This window comes from Chryseobacterium sp. ISL-6 (assembly GCF_018613715.1).
Classification (GTDB): Bacteria; Bacteroidota; Bacteroidia; order Flavobacteriales; family Weeksellaceae; genus Chryseobacterium; species Chryseobacterium paludis.
Map to the genome: position 1 here is coordinate 199,877 of NZ_JAGGPT010000001.1, position 22,561 is coordinate 222,437.

Here is a 22,561-nt window from a genome sequence, read left to right on the forward strand (position 1 = left end):
TATTCTGTTAAGCTTTTAATTAATACTAAAACAATGGAATATAATGAGTTGTATTCCGTTGTTTAATTACATAAGTCCTAACGGTATTCCTAAAAAGTTAAAGTTCAAAAATAAATATTCACCATTAAGTAAATTATTTTAACAAATGTTATCAGAAAGCCTTGAAAAAAGTATCTTTGGAACTTTACTGGAGTGTATCCTGAATTTGATAAAAAATTTATTTAGAAAAGGTTATTAGAAATTAATTTTTATATGAAGAATTGGACTTTTAAGCAATGGAACACCGTTTTAGGGTGGGGAATTTTCATCATTGCACTTTTTACATATTTATCAACAATAGAGCATTATTTGAGTTTCTGGGATTGTGGGGAGTATATTTCTTCAGCAGTTAAACTAGAAGTAACACACGCTCCTGGAGCTGCTTTTTTTCAGATCATGGGCGCAGTAGCTGCCATTTTTGCATTTGGAAAGGAAGATAATTATGCTATTGTCATCAATGCGATGTCTGCGCTGTTCAGCGCATTTACTATTTTATTCTTGTTCTGGACGATTACTCATTTTGTAAGAAGGCTTTTGAAAAAAGAATTTGAAGAAGTAACCAAACATCAGGAAATTTCTATTTTATTTGCAGGCGTAATTGGAGCATTATGTTTCACTTTCTCCGATACCTTCTGGTTTTCTGCGGTAGAGGGAGAAGTTTATTCAATGGCCTCGATGTTTATTGCGCTTTTGGTCTGGCTGATTACAAAATGGGAAAATGAATATAATGCGGTTGACAATGAGAGATGGATCATCCTTATCTTCTTTATTGTAGGACTTTCTGTGGGTGTGCACATGATGTGCATGTTATCAATTCCTGCTATTTGCTTAGTATACTACACCCGAAATTATAAATTTACCTGGAAAAATTTTATCTGGGCAAATTTAATTACACTTGGTATCCTGATCATTGTATTTAAAATTATCTTCCCATTGATCATGACGATGTTTGGGAAACTTGAAATATTTTTTGTTAATGGTTTAGGACTTCCTTTCCACTCAGGAACTATTGTAGCGTTTCTTCTTATGATTGTTCTTTGTTATTTAATTATTAAATATGCAAGAAAGACGAAAAGAAATATACTTCAAACCATTGCATTATCGATAGTTTATATGATCATTGGTTTTTCATGTTGGATGGTGATTCCGATCAGAGCCAATGCAAATCCACCAATGAACCTTAATGATCCGGATACAGCAATTGGTATGCTGGATTATTATAACAGAGCTCAGTATGGAGACTGGCCAACAATTTACGGACAGAACTATACAGCATTCCTTGATGCAAATGGGATTGAAAAAAATGAAGATGGAAGTTACAAGACGCAAAAGACCGGTGACATTTATGAAAAAGATGAAAAAGCGGGTATCTACAGAAAAACGGGAGATCGTTTTAATTATGTATTCAGTAAATCCCAGGTAAGTTTAATGCCAAGGATGTTTAATGAAGATAAGGATGTAATGGCTAATTACATTTCAATGTATGGAGCACCTGATTTTACTTTTAATTATGATAACGAAGAGGTAGCAGATAATCCTCAGGCTAAACAGATTTTTGAAGAACTAAGAAAGAAATATGAAGATAAATCTATTACTGCATCAGATTATTTAAAAGTAAAAGAATATGATCTAATAAAGGTTCAAAAACCTTCCCTGGCTCAGAATATGGATTATTTCTTTACCTTTCAGAACGGATATTATTTCGCCAGATACCTGATGTGGAACTTTGTCGGAAGGCAAAATGACAGGGAAGGTCACATGGAAAGTACCAATGGGAATTGGATCTCAGGTTTTTCTTTTATTGACAATGCTTTGTGGGGTAATCAGGATAAAATGCCTGCTAAGTTCAAAAATGAAAGTACAGTTGCCTTTTTCTTCTTACCGTTGATCTTGGGATTAATAGGTTTCTTCTTTCAGTTAAACAAAGATTTTGGAAGGTTCTATGCATTGCTGTCTTTATTTATATTGACAGGAGCTGGAATTGTTTTTTATACCGGAGTAAAACCCTTTGAAGTTAGAGAAAGGGATTATGCTATGGTGGGCTCCTTCTATGCATTTGCCATTTGGATAGGTTTAGGTGCAGGAGCTATTTTATGGTTCTTGCAATCTAAAATAAAGTCGAATGGAGCAAATATCGCAATAGGAGTACTCTTATTAGGAGTGCCATTTATGATGGGCTTCCAGAACTACAATGTACATGACCGTAGTCGTAAATCTGCGGCTCATGATTATGCTTATTCATTTATAAAGTCTTTACCAAAAGAGGATATTATATTTCTTTATGGAGATAATGATACATTTCCGGTTTGGGCAATTCAGGAGACAGAAAGATTGCGTGATGATGTAAAATCAGTTAATTTCACGTTACTTTCGACTCCGTGGTATTGTGATCAGGTAAAGAGAAAGACATATAATGCGAATCCTATTCCGGGACAGCTGACCCATGATGATTATAAAGACGGGGTTAATGATCAGATCTATGTAATGAAAAAGGAAAACTGGCAGAATATTTTCAGTAACCTTCAGGAGCAGGGAGCTCCTTCAACAGAACTTCAATCTTTTAGAAAATATCTTACTCAGGATTCTATTACCCTTAAAGAAGCAATGAGTTTTCTTAAGATGAAATCTCCGGAGAAGGATGAGATTTTGAAAATGATCTTTGGAGAAACACATTATGAGAAATACAATTTCTTACCGGTAAGCAAATTTATTCTACCTGTTAATAAAGAAAATGCCTTAAAAGCAGGAATCATCAATCAGGCGGATTTACCGAATACAGTAAATCAGATCATGATCGATTATAAGGCAAATACACTTTTTAAAGGAAACCTTATGATGTTTGATATTTTTGCCAATTTCGATTGGAAGAGACCGATTAACTTCTCCTCAGGAGGGGTCTATGACAGTGAGAATATTTTTTATCTGGATGATTATTTGCAGTTTGATGGCTTCAGTTATCGACTGGTTCCTATTCATACACCTCCAAATCCTGAAGGCGATATGGGTAGAGTAGATGCCAATTCACTATACAATGTGGTGAAGAACCTCAAATGGGGCAATTTTAAGGATCTTAAAAATCATTACGATGAAACAGCAACATCGAATATTATAGGCTATAGATCAACAGTTAGCAGAGCTGTGGGAGCATTATCTTCAAGTGGCCAAAAAGCTAAAGCGGTTGAATTATTGGATCTTGCAGCAAAAGAAATTCCTGTAGAAAAGTATAATGATCCCCGTTCCTTAAGTTCTCTTGTTTATGGATATATTGTGGCAGGTCAGGAACAGAAAGGATTGAAACTGGCAGAAACACTTAAGAAAGGAATTTTTGAAGAATATGATTATTATGCAAGTCTTAGTCGTGGTGAACAAAAGTATTTAAGGAGACAAATGGGATCCAAACCGATGGAATATTCTCTTGTTGTTTCATCTGTTACTAATGCCTACAAAGCGATCGGACAAAAAGATAAAGCCTATGACTACCTTGTGAAATCTATAGAACCTATAGACAAAAAGTTCAATGTGTTTGTGAAAAACCTCCGACAGATGGGTAAAGAGAAAGCTATGAGTGAATCTGAAAATGTACAGAAGATCACGCCATTCTATCAGTATTTATTTGATATCATGGAACCCTTTGATTCTACTTATTCCAAGAAAAAAGAAGATCAGATTACCACATCTATTATGAAAGCAACACAATAGAAAATATATTTAAAACGGAACTTCGGTTCCGTTTTTTGTTATTGTATTCATAAATTTTTAAGATTATATTTGTGCCATTAAAGAAGCACAATGTCAGAAAGAACAAATAAACTCCCAATTTATGCTGTAATTTTTACAGTTATTTTTAAGCTCCTCTTTTTATTGACGCACCATATTCAGGAAGACGCATTCATCACCTGGAGAGTTGCTCAAAACCTAATGGATTATGGGGTGATTGGATTTAATGGCGAAACCAGAATTTCAGCGTCAACAACCCATTTATATGTTTTTGTTTCTTATCTGTTCAATCTTATATTTGGGAAAGAATATTTCATTGAACCTCTTCTTATTTTTAATTCAATTCTTTTCACAATAGGGAGTTTGTTTTTATCTCATTTACTCCTAAAAAATCCCTGGCATAAAGCAATTTTTATTTTCCTGTTTGGGATATTACCGCCTTCTATAAAAATTTCTATCCTGGGCATGGAATATGGGATTCTCTTCTTTTTAGAAATGGCTTTGCTGTATTATGGGTTTAAAAAAGAAAAAAAATGGGCGTTTATAGTACTTCCGATACTGATCTTATTTACAAGAATTGATACCGTAATTTTCCTGGGAATCGTTTTTTTAATTGATATTTTCTGGAATAAAAAAGTAAGATGGAGCTATATCATAGGTGGTGTATTAGGTGTTTCTGTTGCCCTTGTTTTTAACTGGTTTTATTTCGGCGAATGGGTTAATAATACCATTGTTGCCAAAAAACTTCTTTACGACAAGAATTTTACATTTAGCCAGGATGTGGAATATTTTATGACCAATTACGGAAACTTCTGGGGCATGTTAAAATTACCTGGAAATTTCAATCCATTCACCATACTTGTTCTGATCTTTGAACTGGTTTGTTTTATATTTCTGATCCGTCAGAAAGAAAAAAGAAATTATTTTCTATGGATGATCTTTCTTTTCGGTTGGGTAAAACAATTGATCTTTCTGTCCCAAAAAAGTCTTTTTGACTGGTATTACTGGGTTCCGCAGATCTTACTTTTTGTTCCTGTTTTAATATTTGTATTGGAGCAAAAGGTTAAAAGAAACCTATGGCTGTTTCTGCTAATTATCATCTATATTCTACCCATGTTGCTTTTTCAGACTATTCATTCTATTGCAACAGGAAATGGGGAATGGAATTACAGAAGGTCAATTGGAATATCTCTAAACTTTTACGAGAAAGATAAAAAGCAATGGATATTATTGGAACCGGCAGGATATATTCCTTATTTCTCGGGATTAAAGACCATTGATGAAGTAGGATTGGTAGATAAGAAGATTCAGAGTGAAATAAAGAAGGATAAAGCACATTACTGGATTAATACCGTAAAACACAGGAAACCAAAATATCTGCTTTCGTACAATGATTTATTTAAGACTCCGGATGCTGAATATTATAGGACCCACTATAGATTATTAGAAGAATTCAGAATTAAGGATCATCTTAAAAGTAACAATACAATTCTTGAAAAGATTTATAAGCTGAAACCTTCGGGAACGGATTATAATTTATATGTGAGAATTAAGAATTGAGGATTATGTATTATTTCGCTAAATTCATTACCTACAACCTTTAATCTGCAACCTATATAATATAAAACTAAAAATATGAAATACTGTGCTTTTCTTAGAGGTGTCAATGTAAAAGGAACAAATATGAAAATGGCTGATGTCTGCAACGTTTTTAAAGATGCAGGAATGGAAAATGTAAGTTCTATTTTGGCATCAGGAAATATTGTTTTTTCTTCAGAGAAGAATGTATCCGATTTAAAGAAAATTCTTGAGAAATCAATGTCGGAGTATTTTTCTTACGAAGCTTTTTTGTTTATTAAATCTTTAAAAGAGATAGAGAATTTCTGGAGTGGAAACCCTTTTGAAAAAAATGAAAATTTCCATAGTTATACTTTTGTTGGAAATAAAGGAGTAGAAGCGGTTTTAATGAAAGAATTTGAAGAGTCTTCTAAGGTTGAAAATGAAAAAGGAGAAATCATTAATGATATTTTTTACTGGCAGGTTCCTAAAGGAAATACGTTAGATTCCAGCTTTGGTAAAATTTTAGGTAAAAAAAGCATGAAAGACCAGTTTACAAGCAGAAATATCAATACTTTTGAAAAGATTTTAAAAAAAATGAATTCTTAATAACAGTATCGTTTCTTAATTGTTTTATTAAAACCTTACTATTAAAATTTTGTTTAGACTCTTAATACTATTAAGGTTTTAAATTATTTCCGATTCTGAAACTTTATAAGTATTTTTACTGAACTTTTAATTATAATAAAATGATTCAGTATTTAGATAATATCCAACACAAAGATTCAAAAAACTTTTTTCTTACAGCAGGTCCTTGTATTATTGAAGGGGAAGATATGGCGTTGAGGATTGCAGAGAAGATAATAGAAATTACCAATAAATATAACATTCCATATATTTTTAAAGGAAGCTTTAAGAAAGCTAACAGAAGTAGAGTAGATTCATTTACTACTATTGGTGAGGAAAAATCTTTAGAAATTCTAAAAAAAGTTGGAGAGACTTTTAATATTCCAACCACTACAGATATTCATGAAAATGAGCACGCAGCTTTAGCGGCTCAGTATGTAGATGTTTTACAGATCCCTGCATTTCTAGTACGTCAGACCGATCTATTGGTTGCTGCAGCAGAAACAGGAAAATGTGTTACCTTGAAAAAAGGACAATTCCTTTCTCCGGAATCCATGAAATTTGCTGTTCAGAAAATAACGGATTCTAATAATCAGAAAGTAGCGATCATTGAAAGAGGAAACTCTTTCGGATATACAGATTTAATCGTTGATTATAGAGGTATTCCAACGATGAGACAATATGCGCCTGTTATTCTGGATGTTACGCATTCTCTACAACAGCCTAATCAAAACTCTGGTGTTACAGGAGGAAGACCGGACTTAATTGAAACCATTGCTAAAGCAGGAATTGCTGTTGGAGCAGATGGACTTTTTATAGAAACACATCCTACACCAGAAACTGCATTATCTGATGGAGCCAACATGTTAAGATTAGATTTATTAGAAGATTTGTTACAAAAATTAACAAGAATTAGAGAATCGATTTTGTAGTTGTTAAAAAATACTTAATTTTAGAAATTCTTAAAACATTTCTTTTGAAAAAACTAGTTTTACCACTGAGCCTTATGGTTCCCATGTTAGTGTTCTCTCAAACAAAAAAGAAAGATACTACAAAAGTCACAGATATTGAGGAAGTCGTGTTCCAGAAAAAAGTCGTAGGACGAACAACTGACCTTAGTACTGTAAAAATTTCAGCTAAAGACGCTAAAAATGTTGCTAGTATTTCCGGAGGAATAGAAGGGATCCTTAAAACCCTGCCATCCGTAAACTCCAACACAGAGCTTTCTTCGCAATATATGGTTCGTGGTGGAAACTATGATGAAAACCTTATTTATATTAATGATATTGAAATTTACAGACCTTTCCTGATTAGAAATTCTCAACAGGAGGGATTGAGTATCATTAATCCGGATATGGTGTCAACAGTTAATTTCTCGGCAGGAGGTTTTGAACCAAGATATGGAGATAAAATGTCTTCTGCTTTAAATATCTATTATCGGGAACCCGAAAAATTTGAGCTCTCAGGAGAAGCAAGTTTAATTGGTGGAAGATTGACCGCAGGTTTAGCTTCAAAGAATAAAAAACTGACAGCCTTATTTTCTGGAAGATACAGAAATACAAACCTTGTTCTGAATACTTTGAAAGAAGATACTAACTTTAATCCTACTTATTGGGATTTCCAGTCTTATATCAACTATCATATCAATCCGAAGCTAAGTCTCTCATTCGTAGGATACTATTCTAAGAATGATTACGAAATGATCCCCAAAGAAAGAAGTGTTGATTTTGGAAGTCTTCAAAGACCTCTTAATCTAACTGTTTTTTATGCTGGAAAAGAAAATGACAAGTATAAAAACATGATGGGAACTCTTTCTATGAACTACAAACCATCAGATCAATGGAAGTTCACCTTGGATGCTTTTGCGTACCAAAACCGTGAAAGAGAATATTATTCTATACAATCTCAATATATACTACAGACCTTTGATCCTATCACAGGAGCACCTCTTACAACATATGATACAGGAGGACAAATAGATCATGCAAGAAATGACCTTTTTGTAAGGACTTATGGAACACAGCTCAGAGGACGTTTTTCACCTAATGTAAACACAGATATTGAAGTTGGATTTAAATTTGAAAAAGAAAATCTGAAAGATCTTACCAATGAATGGAAATTGGTAGACTCTGCGGGATATAGTACTCCGGTAGCTATTGATGATCCAAGATTTGGAACTCCTGGAGATCTTAAATTATTCTATAGAATCGCTGGTCAAAATGCCATTGAACCCACAAGGTTATCTGCTTACGCACAATATTCACAGAAATTTTACTGGGGAACGAAAAAAGTTTTCATTAATGCTGGAGCAAGAGTTTCTCACTGGAGTTTTAATAATGAGACTATTTTCTCTCCACGTGTACAATTTGCTGTTAAACCTGATTGGGAAACTGATATGCTTTTCAGGCTTTCAGGAGGGGTATATTATCAGGCACCTTTCTACAAAGAAATTAAAGATCTGGATGGAAACTTTAACAATACAATAAAATCTCAGCGTTCGTTACAGGTGATTTTAGCGAATGATTATGAATTCCAGATGTATGACCGTCCATTTAAATTGACGACAGAAGCTTACTATAAAAAAATGGATGATCTTATTCCATACTACATGGATAATGTAAGAATCCGTTATTCTGGTAATAATAATGCTACTGGTTATGCTTATGGAATTGATACCAGATTATTTGGTGAATTTGTACCAGGGATCGATTCTTGGTTATCTGCAAGTTATGCCAGAGTGTATGAAAATATTGATGGGAAAGGAAATATTCCAAGACCTACCGATCAAAGGTTAAGGTTTGCGATGTTCTATCAGGATTATATGCCTCAATATCCTTCAATGAGGGTGAATCTTACACTAACTTATGCAATGGGACTACCAACTGGAGCACCAATTATATTAGACCAGAATGGTGCGCCTGACGTAAATGCTGCTTATCAATATCAGAGAACATTACCTTCCTATAAAAGAGTGGATATCGGGTTGTCTAAAGTATTTATCGATTCTAAAGATAAAAAGCAGAAATATGGATTCTGGGGCAATTTTGAAGAATTAATTTTGGGAGTACAGGTTTTCAATGCATTTAATATTAGAAATACAGTAGCCAATCAATGGATTACAGATGCGAATACCAATTTTATGTATCCTGTTCCAGTTCGATTAACAGGAAGATTCTTTAATGTGAAACTTGAATTTAAGATTAAATAAATAGTTATTTGGCAGCAGATATAAAGTATTAAGTAGCAAAGGTTGGAAATCTGCTCAATCTGCATAATGCGCGAGAAATAAAGACAATATAAACTTCTGAAATTTTCAGGAGTTTTTTATTTGCTGTTTTCCGAATTTTATAACAACATTACATAATTTTATAACAATTGCTAGAAAGTTATTTTTACCTTTGCTTCAGCATATGAAAAAGATTCTTGCCATATTGTTTTCTGTTTTCTACTTTGGATTTTCTTCCGGAGCAGTTTTCAGTGTACATTATTGTATGCAGGAAATGGTATCAGTAAGTCAGAAGACAGATGATATTTGTGCTAAATGCGGTGTTAAAACTAAAAAGGATTGTTGTAAAACAGAAATCAAAGTTGTAAAAGTTGATGATTCACAAAAATCAGATTTCTTAAAAATTGATTTTTTAAAACAGATTGCTGAATTTCAAAACCATGAGTTTTTCTTTACGGATCACTCTTTTTCAGCTGTAAAATTTACATCAATTCAGATCAATGCACCACCTGAAAATCGATCTATACCTATCTTTATTACACATTGTAATTTCAGAATTTAGAATTAAGTTCTTCGTTTAATGGTTTCATTATAACGAACGGCAAGTTTTGTCGCAATAGGCGACTCTCAGTTATTCTTATTAAAAACTTATTTAATTCTAAATTTTAAAACAATGAAAAAGTATATCGTAACCGCAGTATTCTCTTTATTTTCAATGATTTTTGTGTCTGCACAATCAAAATCAAATCCTCAGGTTTCAAAGTTATATAAAAATTATATTGCTATTAAAACAGCATTGGCATCCGATGATGCTGATAAAACGTCAAAAGCAGCATCAGAATTCATTAAAACGGCTTCAACAATTGACTATAAAGTAGTTTCAGAAGGAAACTTAACGATTCTTAAAAAAGATGCTACCGCTATTTCTGAGGCCAGAAGCATCAATACACAAAGAGAGACTTTTCTTAATCTCTCTGATAATATGATTGCATTAACAAAGCAATTTAAACTTTCAGAAAAACCAATTTTTGTTCAGTACTGCCCAATGGCTGATGGAAGTTGGTTGAGTGATGAAAAGCAAATTGTAAATCCCTATTACGGAAGTAAAATGCTTTCATGTGGAAATGTTAAAACTGAGATTAATTAATTTTTATATTGATCTATAAAATAGTAAGTTGTATAGTTTAAATTATAATTCACTTTAATTGATTAATTGAACTATACAGCTTTAAATAAACTCGAAATATTATGAGAAAAATAATAATATTTCTGATGTTTTTGTTCTCTGTTTTTACTTTCACACAATTGACAAAAACTTACTATACCTGTCCAATGCATTCTGAAGTAGTTTCCCAAAAACCTGGAGACTGCCCGAAATGTGGAATGACCTTAGTAAAAAAAACTGTTGCCATTAAGCCTAAAGTTATTTCAAAACCTACAGCTAGGCCAATTGAAAAACAAGAAACAAAGACTCAGGATATAAAGAGAAATAATAAGCCTGAGGCAGAGAAAAGGAGTTATGTAAAAATAACCTCTAAAGCTCAACCTATCTCTAACCCTAAAACGCTCTCAAAATCCCAGATAGCTTATAGTTGTCCGATGCACCCAGAGGTAATTTCCGATAAACCGGGAAAATGTCCTAAGTGTGGGATGGATTTGGTAGAAAAGGAAGATCAGAAACAAAAGACGGTAGAAAATCAGAAAGAAGAGACCTCAGTTTTAAGAAGAAATTCTGAGAACGGTAAAATTACTTTTGGGGGTAAAACCGTTCGTTATGATCTGTATGTTAAAGATACGATTGTCAACTTTACAGGGAAGAACAGAAGAGCTATTGCGGTAAACGGTAAGTTACAGGCTCCGACCTTATATTTTACAGAAGGTGATACCGCTGAAATTTATCTTCATAATATGCTAAAGGAAAACACAGGATTTCATTGGCATGGAGTTATTCTGCCCAATGAACATGATGGAGTTCCATACCTTACCACAAAACCTGTAATACCTGGAGAAACTCATCTATATAAATTTAAAGTTTCTCAAAATGGGACCTATTGGTATCATTCGCATCAGGGACATCAGGAACAGATTGGCATGAATGGTATTTTAGTTTTCAAGAAAAGGGAAGGAGAACCGGCAGAGCAGTATACAAAGGAAATCCCTGTACTACTTGGAGATTGGAGTGATGAAGATCCAATGCAGATTGCCAGGAGACTACATATGGCCAATACAGATTGGTATGCTATTAAGAAGAATGCTGTTCAAAGTTATTGGGAAGCTATTAAATCTGGAAATTTTGGAACAAAAGCCCTGAATGAATGGAAAAGAATGGAGGCGATGGATGTAAGTGATGTGTATTATGATAAATTTCTCATTAACGGATTGCCAAGTTCTGAGTATTCCAATCTAAAAGCTGGAGATAAAGTAAGGCTAAGAGTGGCAAACGGTGGATCTTCAACCTACTTTTGGTTAAATTATGGTGGCGGAAAAATTAAAGTCGTGGGTAATGATGGAAATGATGTAGTTCCTACAGAAGTTGATCGTCTGATCGTAGGAGTTTCTGAAACCTATGATATTGAGGTGACCATTCCTGAAGATAAAAGTTTTGAATTTCGCGCTACTTCGGAAGACCGAATTGGACATTCTTCACTTTGGCTGGGATCAGGAGAAAAGGTAGAAGCTCCTGATTTACCAAGATTAAAACTTTTTGAAGGAATGAAGATGATGAATGGAATGATGGAAATGAGTGGAAATATGAAGCCTATGAATATGACTATGGGTAACCAGATGATGGATATGAATGAAGTGATGTACCCTGAACTTTCTGAAAGCCAGCGGAAAATGACGATGAAGCATATTAATGAAATGATGGGGGTGAAAACAAAAGATGAAAAAGAGGATCATTCCCAACATTCTGGAATGGATATGAAAGAGGAAAAAACGATTAAAAGGCTTTCCTATAATATTTTAAAAGCTCTTGAAAAAACAATCCTTCCAACCGAAAATGTCAGAGAGCTTAAGTTTACATTGGAAGGTAACATGAACCATTATCTGTGGACTCTAGATAATAAAACAGTGACGGAAACGGATAAGATTTTGGTTAAGAAAGGAGAGATTCTGAGAATTACAATGTATAATAATTCGATGATGCGACATCCAATGCATTTGCACGGACATGATTTTAGACTGATCAATTCAAAAGGAGAGTACTCACCACTAAAAAATGTAGTGGATATTATGCCAATGGAAACAAACACGATAGAATTTGTTGCTAATCAGGATGGCGACTGGTTTTTTCACTGTCACATTTTATACCATATGATGGCTGGAATGGGAAGGATATTTAGCTATGAGGATTCTAAACCCAATCCTCAGCTTCCAAACAGGAAGTTAGCCTGGAAAAATTTCCTTAAGGATAACAGAATGGTGAGCTCAATGGCGATGCTGGATATTGCAAGCAATAAAATACATGCTGAAACCATGACGATGTTCGGACCGAGATGGGCTAATCTGAATGAATTTCATTCCAATTGGAACTTCGATCATTTTGATGGAAATTTTAAAGTAGGAAGATTCTTAGGGAAATTCCAATGGGCACTTCCTTATGCCGGTTTTAGGATTCAGAAGAATCATGAGATCATGGAAAGACAAATGACAGAAGAGATGGGAATGAAGTATGAGGGTAAGAAAACCTGGTTTGGACAAAACATCGCCTCAAAGAATAAGGCTACTTTCATTGTGGGTGCACAATACCTTTTGCCTATGTTGATTACAGCAGATGCAAGTGTAGATCAGAATGGAAAAGTATTACTGGAGCTAAGCAGGGAGGATATTCCGATTTCCAGAAGGATAAGAGGAAACTTTAGTCTTAATTCTGATGGAGAATTTACTACAGGACTACGGTATATCGTACAAAAATGGTTCTCAATTTCAGGAAATTATGATAATGAAATGGGTTGGGGAGCAGGTGTTACACTGACTTATTAAATAAAAAAAACCGTCTCATCACTGAGGCGGTTTTTTCTTGCTTTATATTTGAAAGTGGTATATTTATTTTATGATATAAATTTAAAAAAAACAGATCACTTTACAAAAGATTAATTGAATGCATGATGAAAGAAAAAGTATATAGTGTTGATAATTATTTGGATATGACTATCATTGAAGGAATTGCTGACTTCAGTGGCCAACCTTACTATTATGCAAATATTTTTTCTGAAAAGGAGGATGACTGGACGGATGAATATCTATTAACGCCTTTATCAGAAGATATTTTTAAACTGGGAAAAGAAATTTGGAATTATTGGCTCTATTGGTTGGATACGTCTAATGAAACGAAAATCCCGCATTCTGTTGAATATGCTAAAGAGAGAAAAATTAAATCTTTTGAAAGCTTGAATATAATAAATGGATCTAGTGAAGAGTGGGTAAAAGCAGAAAAAAATTATCAAAATCAACTTGTCTTTGATAATTATTTAAAACTTAATACCCCAAGAATAAAAGTGAAAGGTATATTTAGTGGAAAAATCGACGGGACAGAAACATTTGTAGAATGGGGTGATTAGGATCATATGATGACTAATTCGTTACATTTCCAGCGTCGCTATTTTTTCAATCATTTTTTTGTTGATACTTTCAGGGATAATACCTATTAAAAAATTACGGAGAGAGGTTCCATATTGCCATTGTGAAATGTTTCCAACCTGTCGGCTTGTACTGACAATATAATCTACTTTTTTTCTTCTTATTTTTTGAAAGTCTTCAAAAACAGAATTGAAATTTTTACTCTTTTCTAATAATTTACCAATAATGTAAGCATCTTCTATTGCCTGGCAAGCTCCCTGACCCATATTAGGAGTCGTTGCGTGCGCAGAATCACCAATGAGGCATAAGTTGTCTGAATGCCATTTTGGGATGGGAGAAAGGTCTGTAATGTCGTTGAAAATAATATTTTTAGGATCTGTTGCTTCTAAAATTTTAATAACTAAAGGATCAAAATCGCTATAAGTAGAAAGCAGATCAGTATCCGGGTTCAGATTTTTGTCTTTGATCACTGCATACCAATAGACTTTTTTATCTGATATTCTTACAAAGCCAAAGCGTTTACCAACTCCCCATGTCTCAAGGGCTTCCTGATTATATTTTTCCGGTAATTCAAAATCGACCAGTCCACGCCAGCATTTTTGTTTTGTATCCCGGATTGTTCCTGTTTTTAGAATTTGATTACGAATGTTTGATTTAATTCCATCAGCGCCAAAAACAACAGTACTTTCTATTTCCTCTCTATTTTCAAAATGGAGATGGTAATTTTCTTTTTTTATAATTTGTTTTAAGTTATAATTGAGCTGAATGTTTTCAATACCCATGTTTTCAGCGAGAATTCTCTGTAATTCTGCTCTGTGAATCGCCACATTACATGAATTAAATTTCTTTTCAAATTCAAGGCTATTGGTATCAGAAATAGGTTTTAGATATTGATTGGTAATCGATATTTTATGGATTTTATTACCGGCTTCTTCAATTTTCTGTTTTAATCCCAACTGATCAAAAACCTGCATGGCATTCATAGCCATCATAATTCCGGCCCCCACTGGTTTTATTTCCGGTACAGAATCATAGATACTAAAATCCATATGTTGCTGTTTTAGGATATTTCCAAGTGTTAAACCGCCAATTCCGGCTCCAATTATTGAAATAGAATTCATAAGCAGATGAAGTTGTTAATTTGAAAGTTTGTTTTACATCGTCAGAATGTAATTTTCTGATACTTTTGTGAAGCCATATTTTTCAAAGAAATGATGTGCTCCTTTATTATCTATCCCACTTTCTAAAAGAATAAAGCTGACATTCCAATTTTTAGATTCCTGAATGGCATTTTCCAGTAAAGCACTTCCAATAGATTGTCCACGGAAAGCATTATTCAACAGCATATCTTCTAAAACAGCATATTTTTTAAAACCACTGTAGATCACATTAAATACCAACATTCCAATGATGTTGCCATCATTATTTTCTGCAATTAAAATTTCTAATTTTGAGGAAGAAGAATCTTCTGAGTTAAAATCGGTAGTAAGCTGGTCTGTTAGTATAGACTCAAGATTTGAACTCCATTCGTGAGTATTTTCAGCTCGGCCGGATATTATTTCTCCGTGCGAAATATAAGATTCTGTTTTATGGGTAATAAAAAAATCTACTAATTCCTTAACACGGCTTTTATCATTGAGCCATTGAGTGGTATATTGCATCATTGTGACTTTTATAGACTTTTATTTTGAATTATTTCAAATTTTTTAATTCGGTCAATAGTTTATTTTGTTTGTTGATGAAGCTATTTAAATGATCTGGCTTCAAAGGATGTGCATTCTGATATTTTTCAATTTCAGGAAGTGTTTTATTGACTTTAAAAACGGTGTATAAATCATTCATTTTCTTTTCATTGGTATTCACCTGATTGATTAAGTCCTTGATGTTTTTAACTTTTGAAAAGTATGTATCGGAGCTTGCTTTAATAGATTTTGTGATTTCCTTTTTCATCAGGGAATCGCTTATTGAACTGGTATGATATTCAGCATCGCGATAATAGGATTCAGATTTATCAAAGACTTTTTTATATTCGAAGATAACTTTACCTGCTTCCTGATTGATGCTTTTTATTTTATCATCCAGTGCCTGAAGGTTTTTATCGTTTTTAATAAGTTCAGAATAAATCTGATCGATCATATCTTCACTCCGTCCACTTTTAAATGAACCTGATACAGAAGATTCTGCATTATCTACAACATTATCCGGGATAGGAGTGTTTTCAGACTTATTTTCTGTACAGGAAAATAAAAATAAAACCAGCGCAGAGGTTAATAGTATTTTTTTCATAATTACCATTTATAAGTATTAAAAATAAGCAAATAAAATAGATTTTTACTGATGATCAAGCTGATATTCATCGGGCTCAATAACTTATAATTTCACTGCCATTAGGACTGTCATTTCGACTATGGGAGAATCCATTAATAATTTATCTTTTTTTGAGATTCTTCATTCCCCTTACGCTTCATTCTGAATGACAAATTTTATGATTATTTAATTAGTTGAAGATGTAATATAAAGATAAAAAAAACGGAGTCTGAAAAATCAAACTCCGCTAATTAATTATTTAGGCTAAATTATTTACCTAGGTAAGATTTCAAAATCTTACTTCTTGTATTATGTTTTAGTCTTTTGATTGCTTTTTCTTTGATCTGACGAACTCTTTCTCTCGTTAGGTCAAAAGTTTCACCAATTTCTTCCAAAGTCATTGGATGTTTTCCGTTTAATCCGAAGTACAATCTTACAAGATCTGCTTCTCTTGGAGTTAAAGTATTCAATGCTCTTTCGATCTCAATTTGAAGAGATTCAAGCATTAGATCTTTATCAGGACTTGGAGATTCTCCAGAACGTAATACATCATAAAGATTAGAATCTTCACCTTCTACTAAAGGTGCATCCATAGACAAGTGTCTACCGGAGTTTTTCATAGATTCTTTAATGTCTTCTTCACTCATGTCAAGAACTTCAGCCAATTCTTCCGGAGAAGGTGGTCTTTCATTTTCCTGCTCAAGGTGAGCGTATGCTTTATTAATTTTGTTAATTGAGCCAATCTTGTTTAGTGGTAATCTTACAATTCTTGACTGTTCTGCCAAAGCCTGTAAAATTGATTGACGAATCCACCAAACTGCGTAAGAGATAAATTTGAAACCTCTGGTCTCATCATATCTTTTTGCAGCTTTCATAAGTCCTAAGTTACCTTCATTGATCAAATCGGGTAAAGAAAGACCTTGGTTTTGATATTGTTTAGATACAGAAACTACGAAACGAAGGTTGGCTTTGATTAATTTTTCCAATGCGGCTCTGTCACCTGCACGAATTTTCTGTGCCAAATCTACTTCTTCGTCTGCAGTAATCAATTCTACCTTACCAATTTCCTGCAAATACTTGTCTAGTGAAGCAGTTTCCCTGTTGGTTACCTGCTTAGTAATTTTTAACTGTCTCATTTATTTTATCCTCAAACTAGAGTTACTATATATTATACGCTTGAAGAGGTTAAAAGGTTACACTAGTTTTAATTTTTTTTAAACTTAAGCTGAATTTTATGAAAACAAAAAAGGCAAAACCGAAGTTCTGCCTGTATTTTTATGATAGCTGATCATGAATGTTGGTTTCAATTTGATGTTAACATAAACTGAGATCCATTAATCTTTCAATTAAAATAAATCATTCAATAGTTTTGCTAGTCTTAAACCTCCGTAAAGAAGCTGTCTTTCTAATGTATCATTAAATTTATACTGATAATCGAAAGATAAATTTGAACCATCAGGAGTTTGTGCATAGATTTTATTGGCAATTTTATGAGAATCATATAACCAATCTTCTAATGTTCCGTATTGGATCTGCTTTACTTCATCCTTAGATTTAATATCCAATAACCTTGAATATTCCGTATAGCTGTATTTTTGAGAATCTACTAATTTCCCGTCCCATACTGAATGTAAGTTTGTTTTATCTCCAAAATAAGTTACATTGATTTTGTTGCCTCCTAAATCTTCAGCTCTTCCGACATGCAAAGGCTGTGCAAGATCTCCCATTATATGAATAAGGAATACCAAAGCAATTTTTCTGTCTTTTTCAGATGTTTTTTCATCTTTTACCTGTGCAGATAATGTTTTTACCTGAGAATAAAGACTTGGACCTGCCTGAGCTTTTAAATTTTGCTCAAATGTTTTAAAATCAGCTTGCGGCGCTATATTTACATAATGCCATGCTGAAGCCTGTTTCCAAACGCCTGTGGTATCAGATTTAATAAAATCCGGCCAGTTTGCCCAATAAGCAAGACGTTCCTGACCCATTATTTTTCTGATTTCCCTTCTTGCTTTTCCGGAAAGATGGTTTTCTGCGATTTCTGCAATAATTCTGTGCCCCGTTAATCCCCATGCAAATGAATAAAGAGAAGAGGAGATGAATGCTAAAATTAAAATTTTAGAATAAATACTTTTCATTGTAAATAACATTTTCAATCTGCAAAGATAAACCAGCTTTTTATAAGTAGAGATAAAAAAGATTAATTTCTTATGAGAAAGAGATTAATAAAATTTAATTTAAATAAAGGAAGGAAACATTTGTTTAAATAGATCAGTATGATAGAATGTTTTCCGATATTATAGATGATTTTATATTAAGCTGTATCTTAATAAAGCATCTTATTATGTTTTTTAAGTAGTAAAGTGTACAAGTATAGTATATCAATGTTTTTTATTCCTTAATTTTTATCTACATCTGCCTTTGATTATACAAAAATTTTATATTTTTACTCCTACTAATAATGATATTATCTTTGAAATGTAAAAATTATATAATATTTTTTTTCCATCTCATGAGATATATTATCTTTACAAGTCATAATCACGGGAAACACTATGTATGAGAATAATATTGTAGATATGCATTACAATAAACTGCAGACCGATTTTAAAGCTGAATCGGTAGCAGTTAATCTTTTGAAATATCACAGATCAGTAAGCAATATTTTCATTGACCGAATTGGAATCAATGACAGGGCTTATTTAAAAGATATCAAGAGTATTTCGAGCAATTATTTAGGATTTGATGAAGAAGTATTTACGATAGAGACTTATAGAGAGGGGATCTATGATTATCTTCCGGAAGGCTTATTTCATCCACCATCATTAAGTACTACGAGAAAGAACGTAGAGGGTGTTGTTAAGGAAATCCGTAAACAAAAAAAAGTAGAGGAAGACGCGAGAAAATTTTTTCGTCCCTTCGAATTAGAGATATTTTTTACAGAGATCAGCGCTTTATCAAAAGAGTTTGATTTTGAAGTTTCCAGTGATACCGATACATTGCTTGAAACCATTACTGAACTTTGGCCTATTGTAAAACAACTTGACCAGAAAAATGCGTACATCTTTATGCACATCCTACCTTTTTTTCATCAGATTCGTGGTGATAAAAGATGGTTTGAAAGATGTCTAACTGCTTTTTTGCGTGTTCCGGTAGAAATAACCTTTACTCCAAATGTCATTGATGATATTGAAGAAAATGATGATTCAATGTTATTGGGGAATTCAAGATTAGGGGTTACCTACATTCCAAGTGGCAGACACATGGATGGACAGCGAAATTGGGTGGTCAATATAGGACCTATTCCTTATGAAAATATGAAAATGTATATTCCTGGACATCCTTTCAGAAAAGTGCTTCAGGCTTTATATGATTATTTCCTTCCTGTGACAGTAGATATACATGAGAATTTTATAACAGAGAAACAAGAATATTCGTTTAAGCTGGAAGATGATGAAAGAAATGCGAACCGCCTTGGATACTCTACCTTTCTGTAAAATATTTTACTATATTTACAAGCACCAATACATTATAAATTTGAAAAACGACCAATGGAAATTTCTTCAGTAAAAGGAATCTTTTTAAGATATATTTTAATGCCTTTAATAGCAGTTATTATGATGATTATACTAGGTGTAATCAGACGAAATAAACCTGCTATAAAAATTAAGGTCATCATCATTTATGTTCTGCTATGCAGTTTATGTTTAGCCTTACCTGGTTTTTTTGGATTTGCCGGGAATTTATTTAATCCTTACTGGTATCTTATTGCACAAATCGTCTATCTGATTTTTGGTATTATCCATGTAAATTTGTTAGACAGGTATTTTAAAAAACATATTGAATCTGTGCCAATGAGTATATTATTTGAATCTATACTTTCATTGACGTGTATTGCTTTTGGAGGGTATCTCTTTGTACTTCTGTTCAAATGGATGAGTGTGGGAACAGGGTATCCGGTAATGTCGGCGACGAGTGTAATTATATTTCTTGTTCCGATGGTATTTCATTACTGTTATGTTCAGTTTATCAGTATTCCGGTTGATATTTATAAAACATGGCGTTATTCTCCGGATCAGAGGCTTCCTGATTTTGAAGGCGCGGATTTTGATAGACTCATGGTATTGAATGTAGAACTGAGTAAAAATTTGGAAGATGCCAACAGATTTAGAATTAAAGCTAAAACACTCCCAACAGGGGTAACTTTTGGGGACTGGTTCTATAGAGTGGTGGATGACTACAATCATAAAAACCCTAAGTCGATCATTCATCTTACAGACGAAGAAAGAGAATCCTATTATTGGATCTTCTATACCAAAAAATCGTTTTTCAGTTTCAGAAAGTATATTGATTTTGACCAGGATATCATGGCAAATGGAATTTCTGAAAATGAAGTCGTTATTTGTAAAAGAGTTATTCAGCATGAAGAAGAAGGAATAACAAGAAAATCATAACCACACAAAATTTAAAGTATTTAATATGATACAGCCTATTAAACATTTTGCAATCAATTGGGTAGATGGGATGAAAGTTTCCCAGAGACACCTTAATGATCAGGATAATTTTTTAATTGATACCATTAGAGATTCCAATTCACTTGGAATTACTCCATATAATTATGGGCTTCTTCCCATTTCCAATGAGTTTACCGATAAAACAATATTTGATGTTCATAATACAGCAACGAATGATGTTCAATTGGTGATCAAGCGTTGTAGTGCTGTTACATTGGCAGGCTACAGAATGGAGATGAGTGATAGGAGAGTGAGTGTAAAATCATTGGCAAAATCGATGAATGAAGAGCAGGCCGATGGTGAATATTATATTTTAATTTCAGTTAATCCTTTTGATAAAGTACCTTTTGGGGATATTGATCCTGAGGAAATACCTCCGCGTCATCCTAATGCACAGCCTAATTATCATATTGAATTACTTCCTGTTACTTCTTTAAACAGCAGCTATTCAGGAGGAAATTATCTGATCGTTGGGAAAGTAGATTTAAAAGGAAATATCGCACAGGTTAATTCTAATTTTATTCCGCCATGTACTTCTATTCAGAGTCACCCTGTTTTGGTTGATTATTATGGAAGCTTTGCAAAATCTATTGGAAATTTACAACAGTATGCTTTTAAGATCGTTCAGAAGGCATCTCATAAAAATCAGAATACAGCTTTAGCACAAAACGTTAAATTTTTGTGTAGTACCCTGATCAATACATTTGGCGATATGTATTTTCAATTTAGAAATGTCATTCCTTCGCAGCCACCTATATTTTTAATCGAATCTTTTGCTAAACTGGCACTTCGTTTATATAATACTACCCAAGTTTTAGTTCCTGCGGAATTGGAAGAGATGCTAAACTATAGTTTAGAATGGAGTGAAATAGCTCCTCATACCTTGCTTAATCAACTTTCAATTGTTGCTGAAACCAATTATGATCACCATAATTGTGGAGAGCCTTTACTGTACATTCAGCAGATGCTAAGAAGCTTGGAAACGATTTTCTCTAAACTAAGTGAACTGGATTATATCGGACAGAGAAAAGAAAATATTATTGTTAATGAACAGGAAGTATCTAATAATGCCAATCCGAAAAGAGGTTGGAGTGTTTTAGATTAATCCAATACCATTTAAATATATTAAATCCCGTTTATCGGGATTTTTTTGTTTTAAGAAACAGAACAAAAAAGACCTAACAATTTGTCAAGTCTTTTTTATTTTAAATTCTATTTTTTATTTTCATTTAGAAGTTCCAGTGTATGTTCTACATGACCTCCACCTTTCCATTCGTCATGTCCGGGAACAACCATCGTTGCTCCAGGGTACTTAGATTTTAGTTTAGCCATTGTCAAAGGCCACTGCTTTACATTGGCTTCACCAGTATAGCCCAAGTCTGTTGCATTTCTGCTTTTTACAAGACATCCACCATCCAATATATTGTATTTTGGAAACCATACCACGACATTATCTGCAGTGTGCCCTTCTCCAAGAAAATCTACAACAAACTCTTCTCCTCCTATACGATAAGGCTTTCCTGTTTTTGTGATCTCACTTGATGTAGCTTTTCCTTCTTTCTTCAATAGCTCATTGGTTTTTACAGTTGCGTAAGTTTTAATTCCTTTATTATTGTAAAAACTTAAATCTCCCGCTCTATCATCATGCGAATGTGTTGCAAATACAGCAATAATCGGTAGGTTATGGCGTTTTTTTATAGTATCCATCAGGCTTTGATATTGCGTTTTCTGCCAAGGCACATCAAAGAGAACGACTCCTTTTTTGGTAACTAGATACATCGCATTGGTAGAATATTCTCTGCCTCCAAATACACCAAAAGTTTTGTAAATATACAGATTGGGTTTAATGGGAGGTTCGATCACAAAATCTCTTACCTGAGCATTAACAAACTGACTTAAAAACAAAACGGAAATAATTAAAAATCGAATACTTTTTCTCATAATTTTTTTGAATGATAATTAAAATTTTACTGCTTTTAGGAAAAGACGGAAT

The 22,561-nt window shown here is 33.3% G+C and carries 18 protein-coding genes; 12 read left to right on the forward strand and 6 right to left on the reverse strand.

Annotated features, from left to right (window positions below):
* The first annotated feature begins 252 nt into the window (after window positions 1-252).
* The 9 genes from J7E44_RS00915 (at window position 253) to J7E44_RS00955 (ending at window position 13,728) form a co-directional block, all read left to right on the forward strand.
* Window positions 253-3,738, forward strand: coding sequence for a glycosyltransferase family 117 protein (locus J7E44_RS00915; RefSeq protein WP_214824555.1), 3,486 nt, complete (start codon window positions 253-255; stop codon window positions 3,736-3,738).
* Window positions 3,739-3,828: 90 nt separating this feature from the next.
* Window positions 3,829-5,316 (forward strand): DUF8728 domain-containing protein, encoded by a 1,488-nt coding sequence (locus J7E44_RS00920; RefSeq protein ID WP_214824557.1) that lies wholly within the window; start codon window positions 3,829-3,831, stop codon window positions 5,314-5,316.
* 75 nt (window positions 5,317-5,391) lie between these two features.
* Window positions 5,392-5,922 carry a DUF1697 domain-containing protein gene (locus J7E44_RS00925; RefSeq protein WP_214824559.1) on the forward strand — a complete coding sequence of 177 codons (531 nt, stop codon included), beginning with the start codon at window positions 5,392-5,394 and terminating at the stop codon, window positions 5,920-5,922.
* A 140-nt stretch (window positions 5,923-6,062) separates the two neighbouring features.
* Entirely contained in the window at window positions 6,063-6,872 is an 810-nt protein-coding gene (gene kdsA, locus J7E44_RS00930; RefSeq protein WP_214824561.1) for a 3-deoxy-8-phosphooctulonate synthase, read from the forward strand.
* Window positions 6,873-6,916: 44 nt separating this feature from the next.
* On the forward strand, window positions 6,917-9,148 hold the full coding sequence (locus J7E44_RS00935) for a TonB-dependent receptor plug domain-containing protein (RefSeq protein ID WP_214824562.1): 2,232 nt from the start codon (window positions 6,917-6,919) through the stop codon (window positions 9,146-9,148).
* 202 nt (window positions 9,149-9,350) lie between these two features.
* Window positions 9,351-9,728 (forward strand): HYC_CC_PP family protein, encoded by a 378-nt coding sequence (locus J7E44_RS00940; RefSeq protein WP_214824564.1) that lies wholly within the window; start codon window positions 9,351-9,353, stop codon window positions 9,726-9,728.
* A 111-nt stretch (window positions 9,729-9,839) separates the two neighbouring features.
* Window positions 9,840-10,313 (forward strand): DUF3347 domain-containing protein, encoded by a 474-nt coding sequence (locus tag J7E44_RS00945; RefSeq protein ID WP_214824566.1) that lies wholly within the window; start codon window positions 9,840-9,842, stop codon window positions 10,311-10,313.
* Window positions 10,314-10,414: 101 nt separating this feature from the next.
* Window positions 10,415-13,150, forward strand: coding sequence for a multicopper oxidase domain-containing protein (locus tag J7E44_RS00950; protein WP_251040439.1), 2,736 nt, complete (start codon window positions 10,415-10,417; stop codon window positions 13,148-13,150).
* A gap of 125 nt (window positions 13,151-13,275) precedes the next feature.
* Window positions 13,276-13,728, forward strand: coding sequence for a hypothetical protein (locus J7E44_RS00955; protein ID WP_214824567.1), 453 nt, complete (start codon window positions 13,276-13,278; stop codon window positions 13,726-13,728).
* 21 nt (window positions 13,729-13,749) lie between these two features.
* Here J7E44_RS00955 and J7E44_RS00960 read toward each other — a convergent pair whose 3' ends face one another.
* From J7E44_RS00960 to J7E44_RS00980, 5 genes are all read right to left on the reverse strand, one after another.
* Window positions 13,750-14,868, reverse strand: coding sequence for an FAD-dependent monooxygenase (locus J7E44_RS00960; RefSeq protein WP_214824569.1), 1,119 nt, complete (start codon window positions 14,866-14,868; stop codon window positions 13,750-13,752).
* A 33-nt stretch (window positions 14,869-14,901) separates the two neighbouring features.
* Complete coding sequence (locus J7E44_RS00965; RefSeq protein WP_214824584.1) at window positions 14,902-15,411, reverse strand: GNAT family N-acetyltransferase; 510 nt, start codon at window positions 15,409-15,411, stop codon at window positions 14,902-14,904.
* 28 nt (window positions 15,412-15,439) lie between these two features.
* Entirely contained in the window at window positions 15,440-16,033 is a 594-nt protein-coding gene (locus J7E44_RS00970) for a hypothetical protein (RefSeq protein WP_214824586.1), read from the reverse strand.
* Between the two features lie 290 nt (window positions 16,034-16,323).
* On the reverse strand, window positions 16,324-17,190 hold the full coding sequence (locus J7E44_RS00975) for a sigma-70 family RNA polymerase sigma factor (protein WP_055859010.1): 867 nt from the start codon (window positions 17,188-17,190) through the stop codon (window positions 16,324-16,326).
* Window positions 17,191-17,400: 210 nt separating this feature from the next.
* Entirely contained in the window at window positions 17,401-18,192 is a 792-nt protein-coding gene (locus tag J7E44_RS00980; RefSeq protein WP_214824588.1) for a S1/P1 nuclease, read from the reverse strand.
* 417 nt (window positions 18,193-18,609) lie between these two features.
* Here J7E44_RS00980 and J7E44_RS00985 point away from each other — a divergent pair, with 417 nt between their 5' ends.
* The 3 genes from J7E44_RS00985 to J7E44_RS00995 are packed head-to-tail and all read left to right on the forward strand — an operon-like array spanning window position 18,610 to window position 21,673.
* On the forward strand, window positions 18,610-19,551 hold the full coding sequence (locus J7E44_RS00985) for a type VI secretion system baseplate subunit TssG (RefSeq protein WP_214824590.1): 942 nt from the start codon (window positions 18,610-18,612) through the stop codon (window positions 19,549-19,551).
* A gap of 54 nt (window positions 19,552-19,605) precedes the next feature.
* Window positions 19,606-20,508: a TssN family type VI secretion system protein gene (locus J7E44_RS00990; RefSeq protein WP_214824592.1), complete on the forward strand. Its 903-nt coding sequence runs from the start codon at window positions 19,606-19,608 to the stop codon at window positions 20,506-20,508.
* A gap of 25 nt (window positions 20,509-20,533) precedes the next feature.
* Window positions 20,534-21,673: a hypothetical protein gene (locus tag J7E44_RS00995; RefSeq protein WP_214824595.1), complete on the forward strand. Its 1,140-nt coding sequence runs from the start codon at window positions 20,534-20,536 to the stop codon at window positions 21,671-21,673.
* Window positions 21,674-21,780: 107 nt separating this feature from the next.
* Here J7E44_RS00995 and J7E44_RS01000 read toward each other — a convergent pair whose 3' ends face one another.
* A complete protein-coding gene (locus tag J7E44_RS01000; RefSeq protein ID WP_214824597.1) occupies window positions 21,781-22,509 on the reverse strand; it encodes a subclass B1 metallo-beta-lactamase IND-17 in 729 nt (242 codons plus the stop codon).
* Window positions 22,510-22,561: the final 52 nt, after the last annotated feature.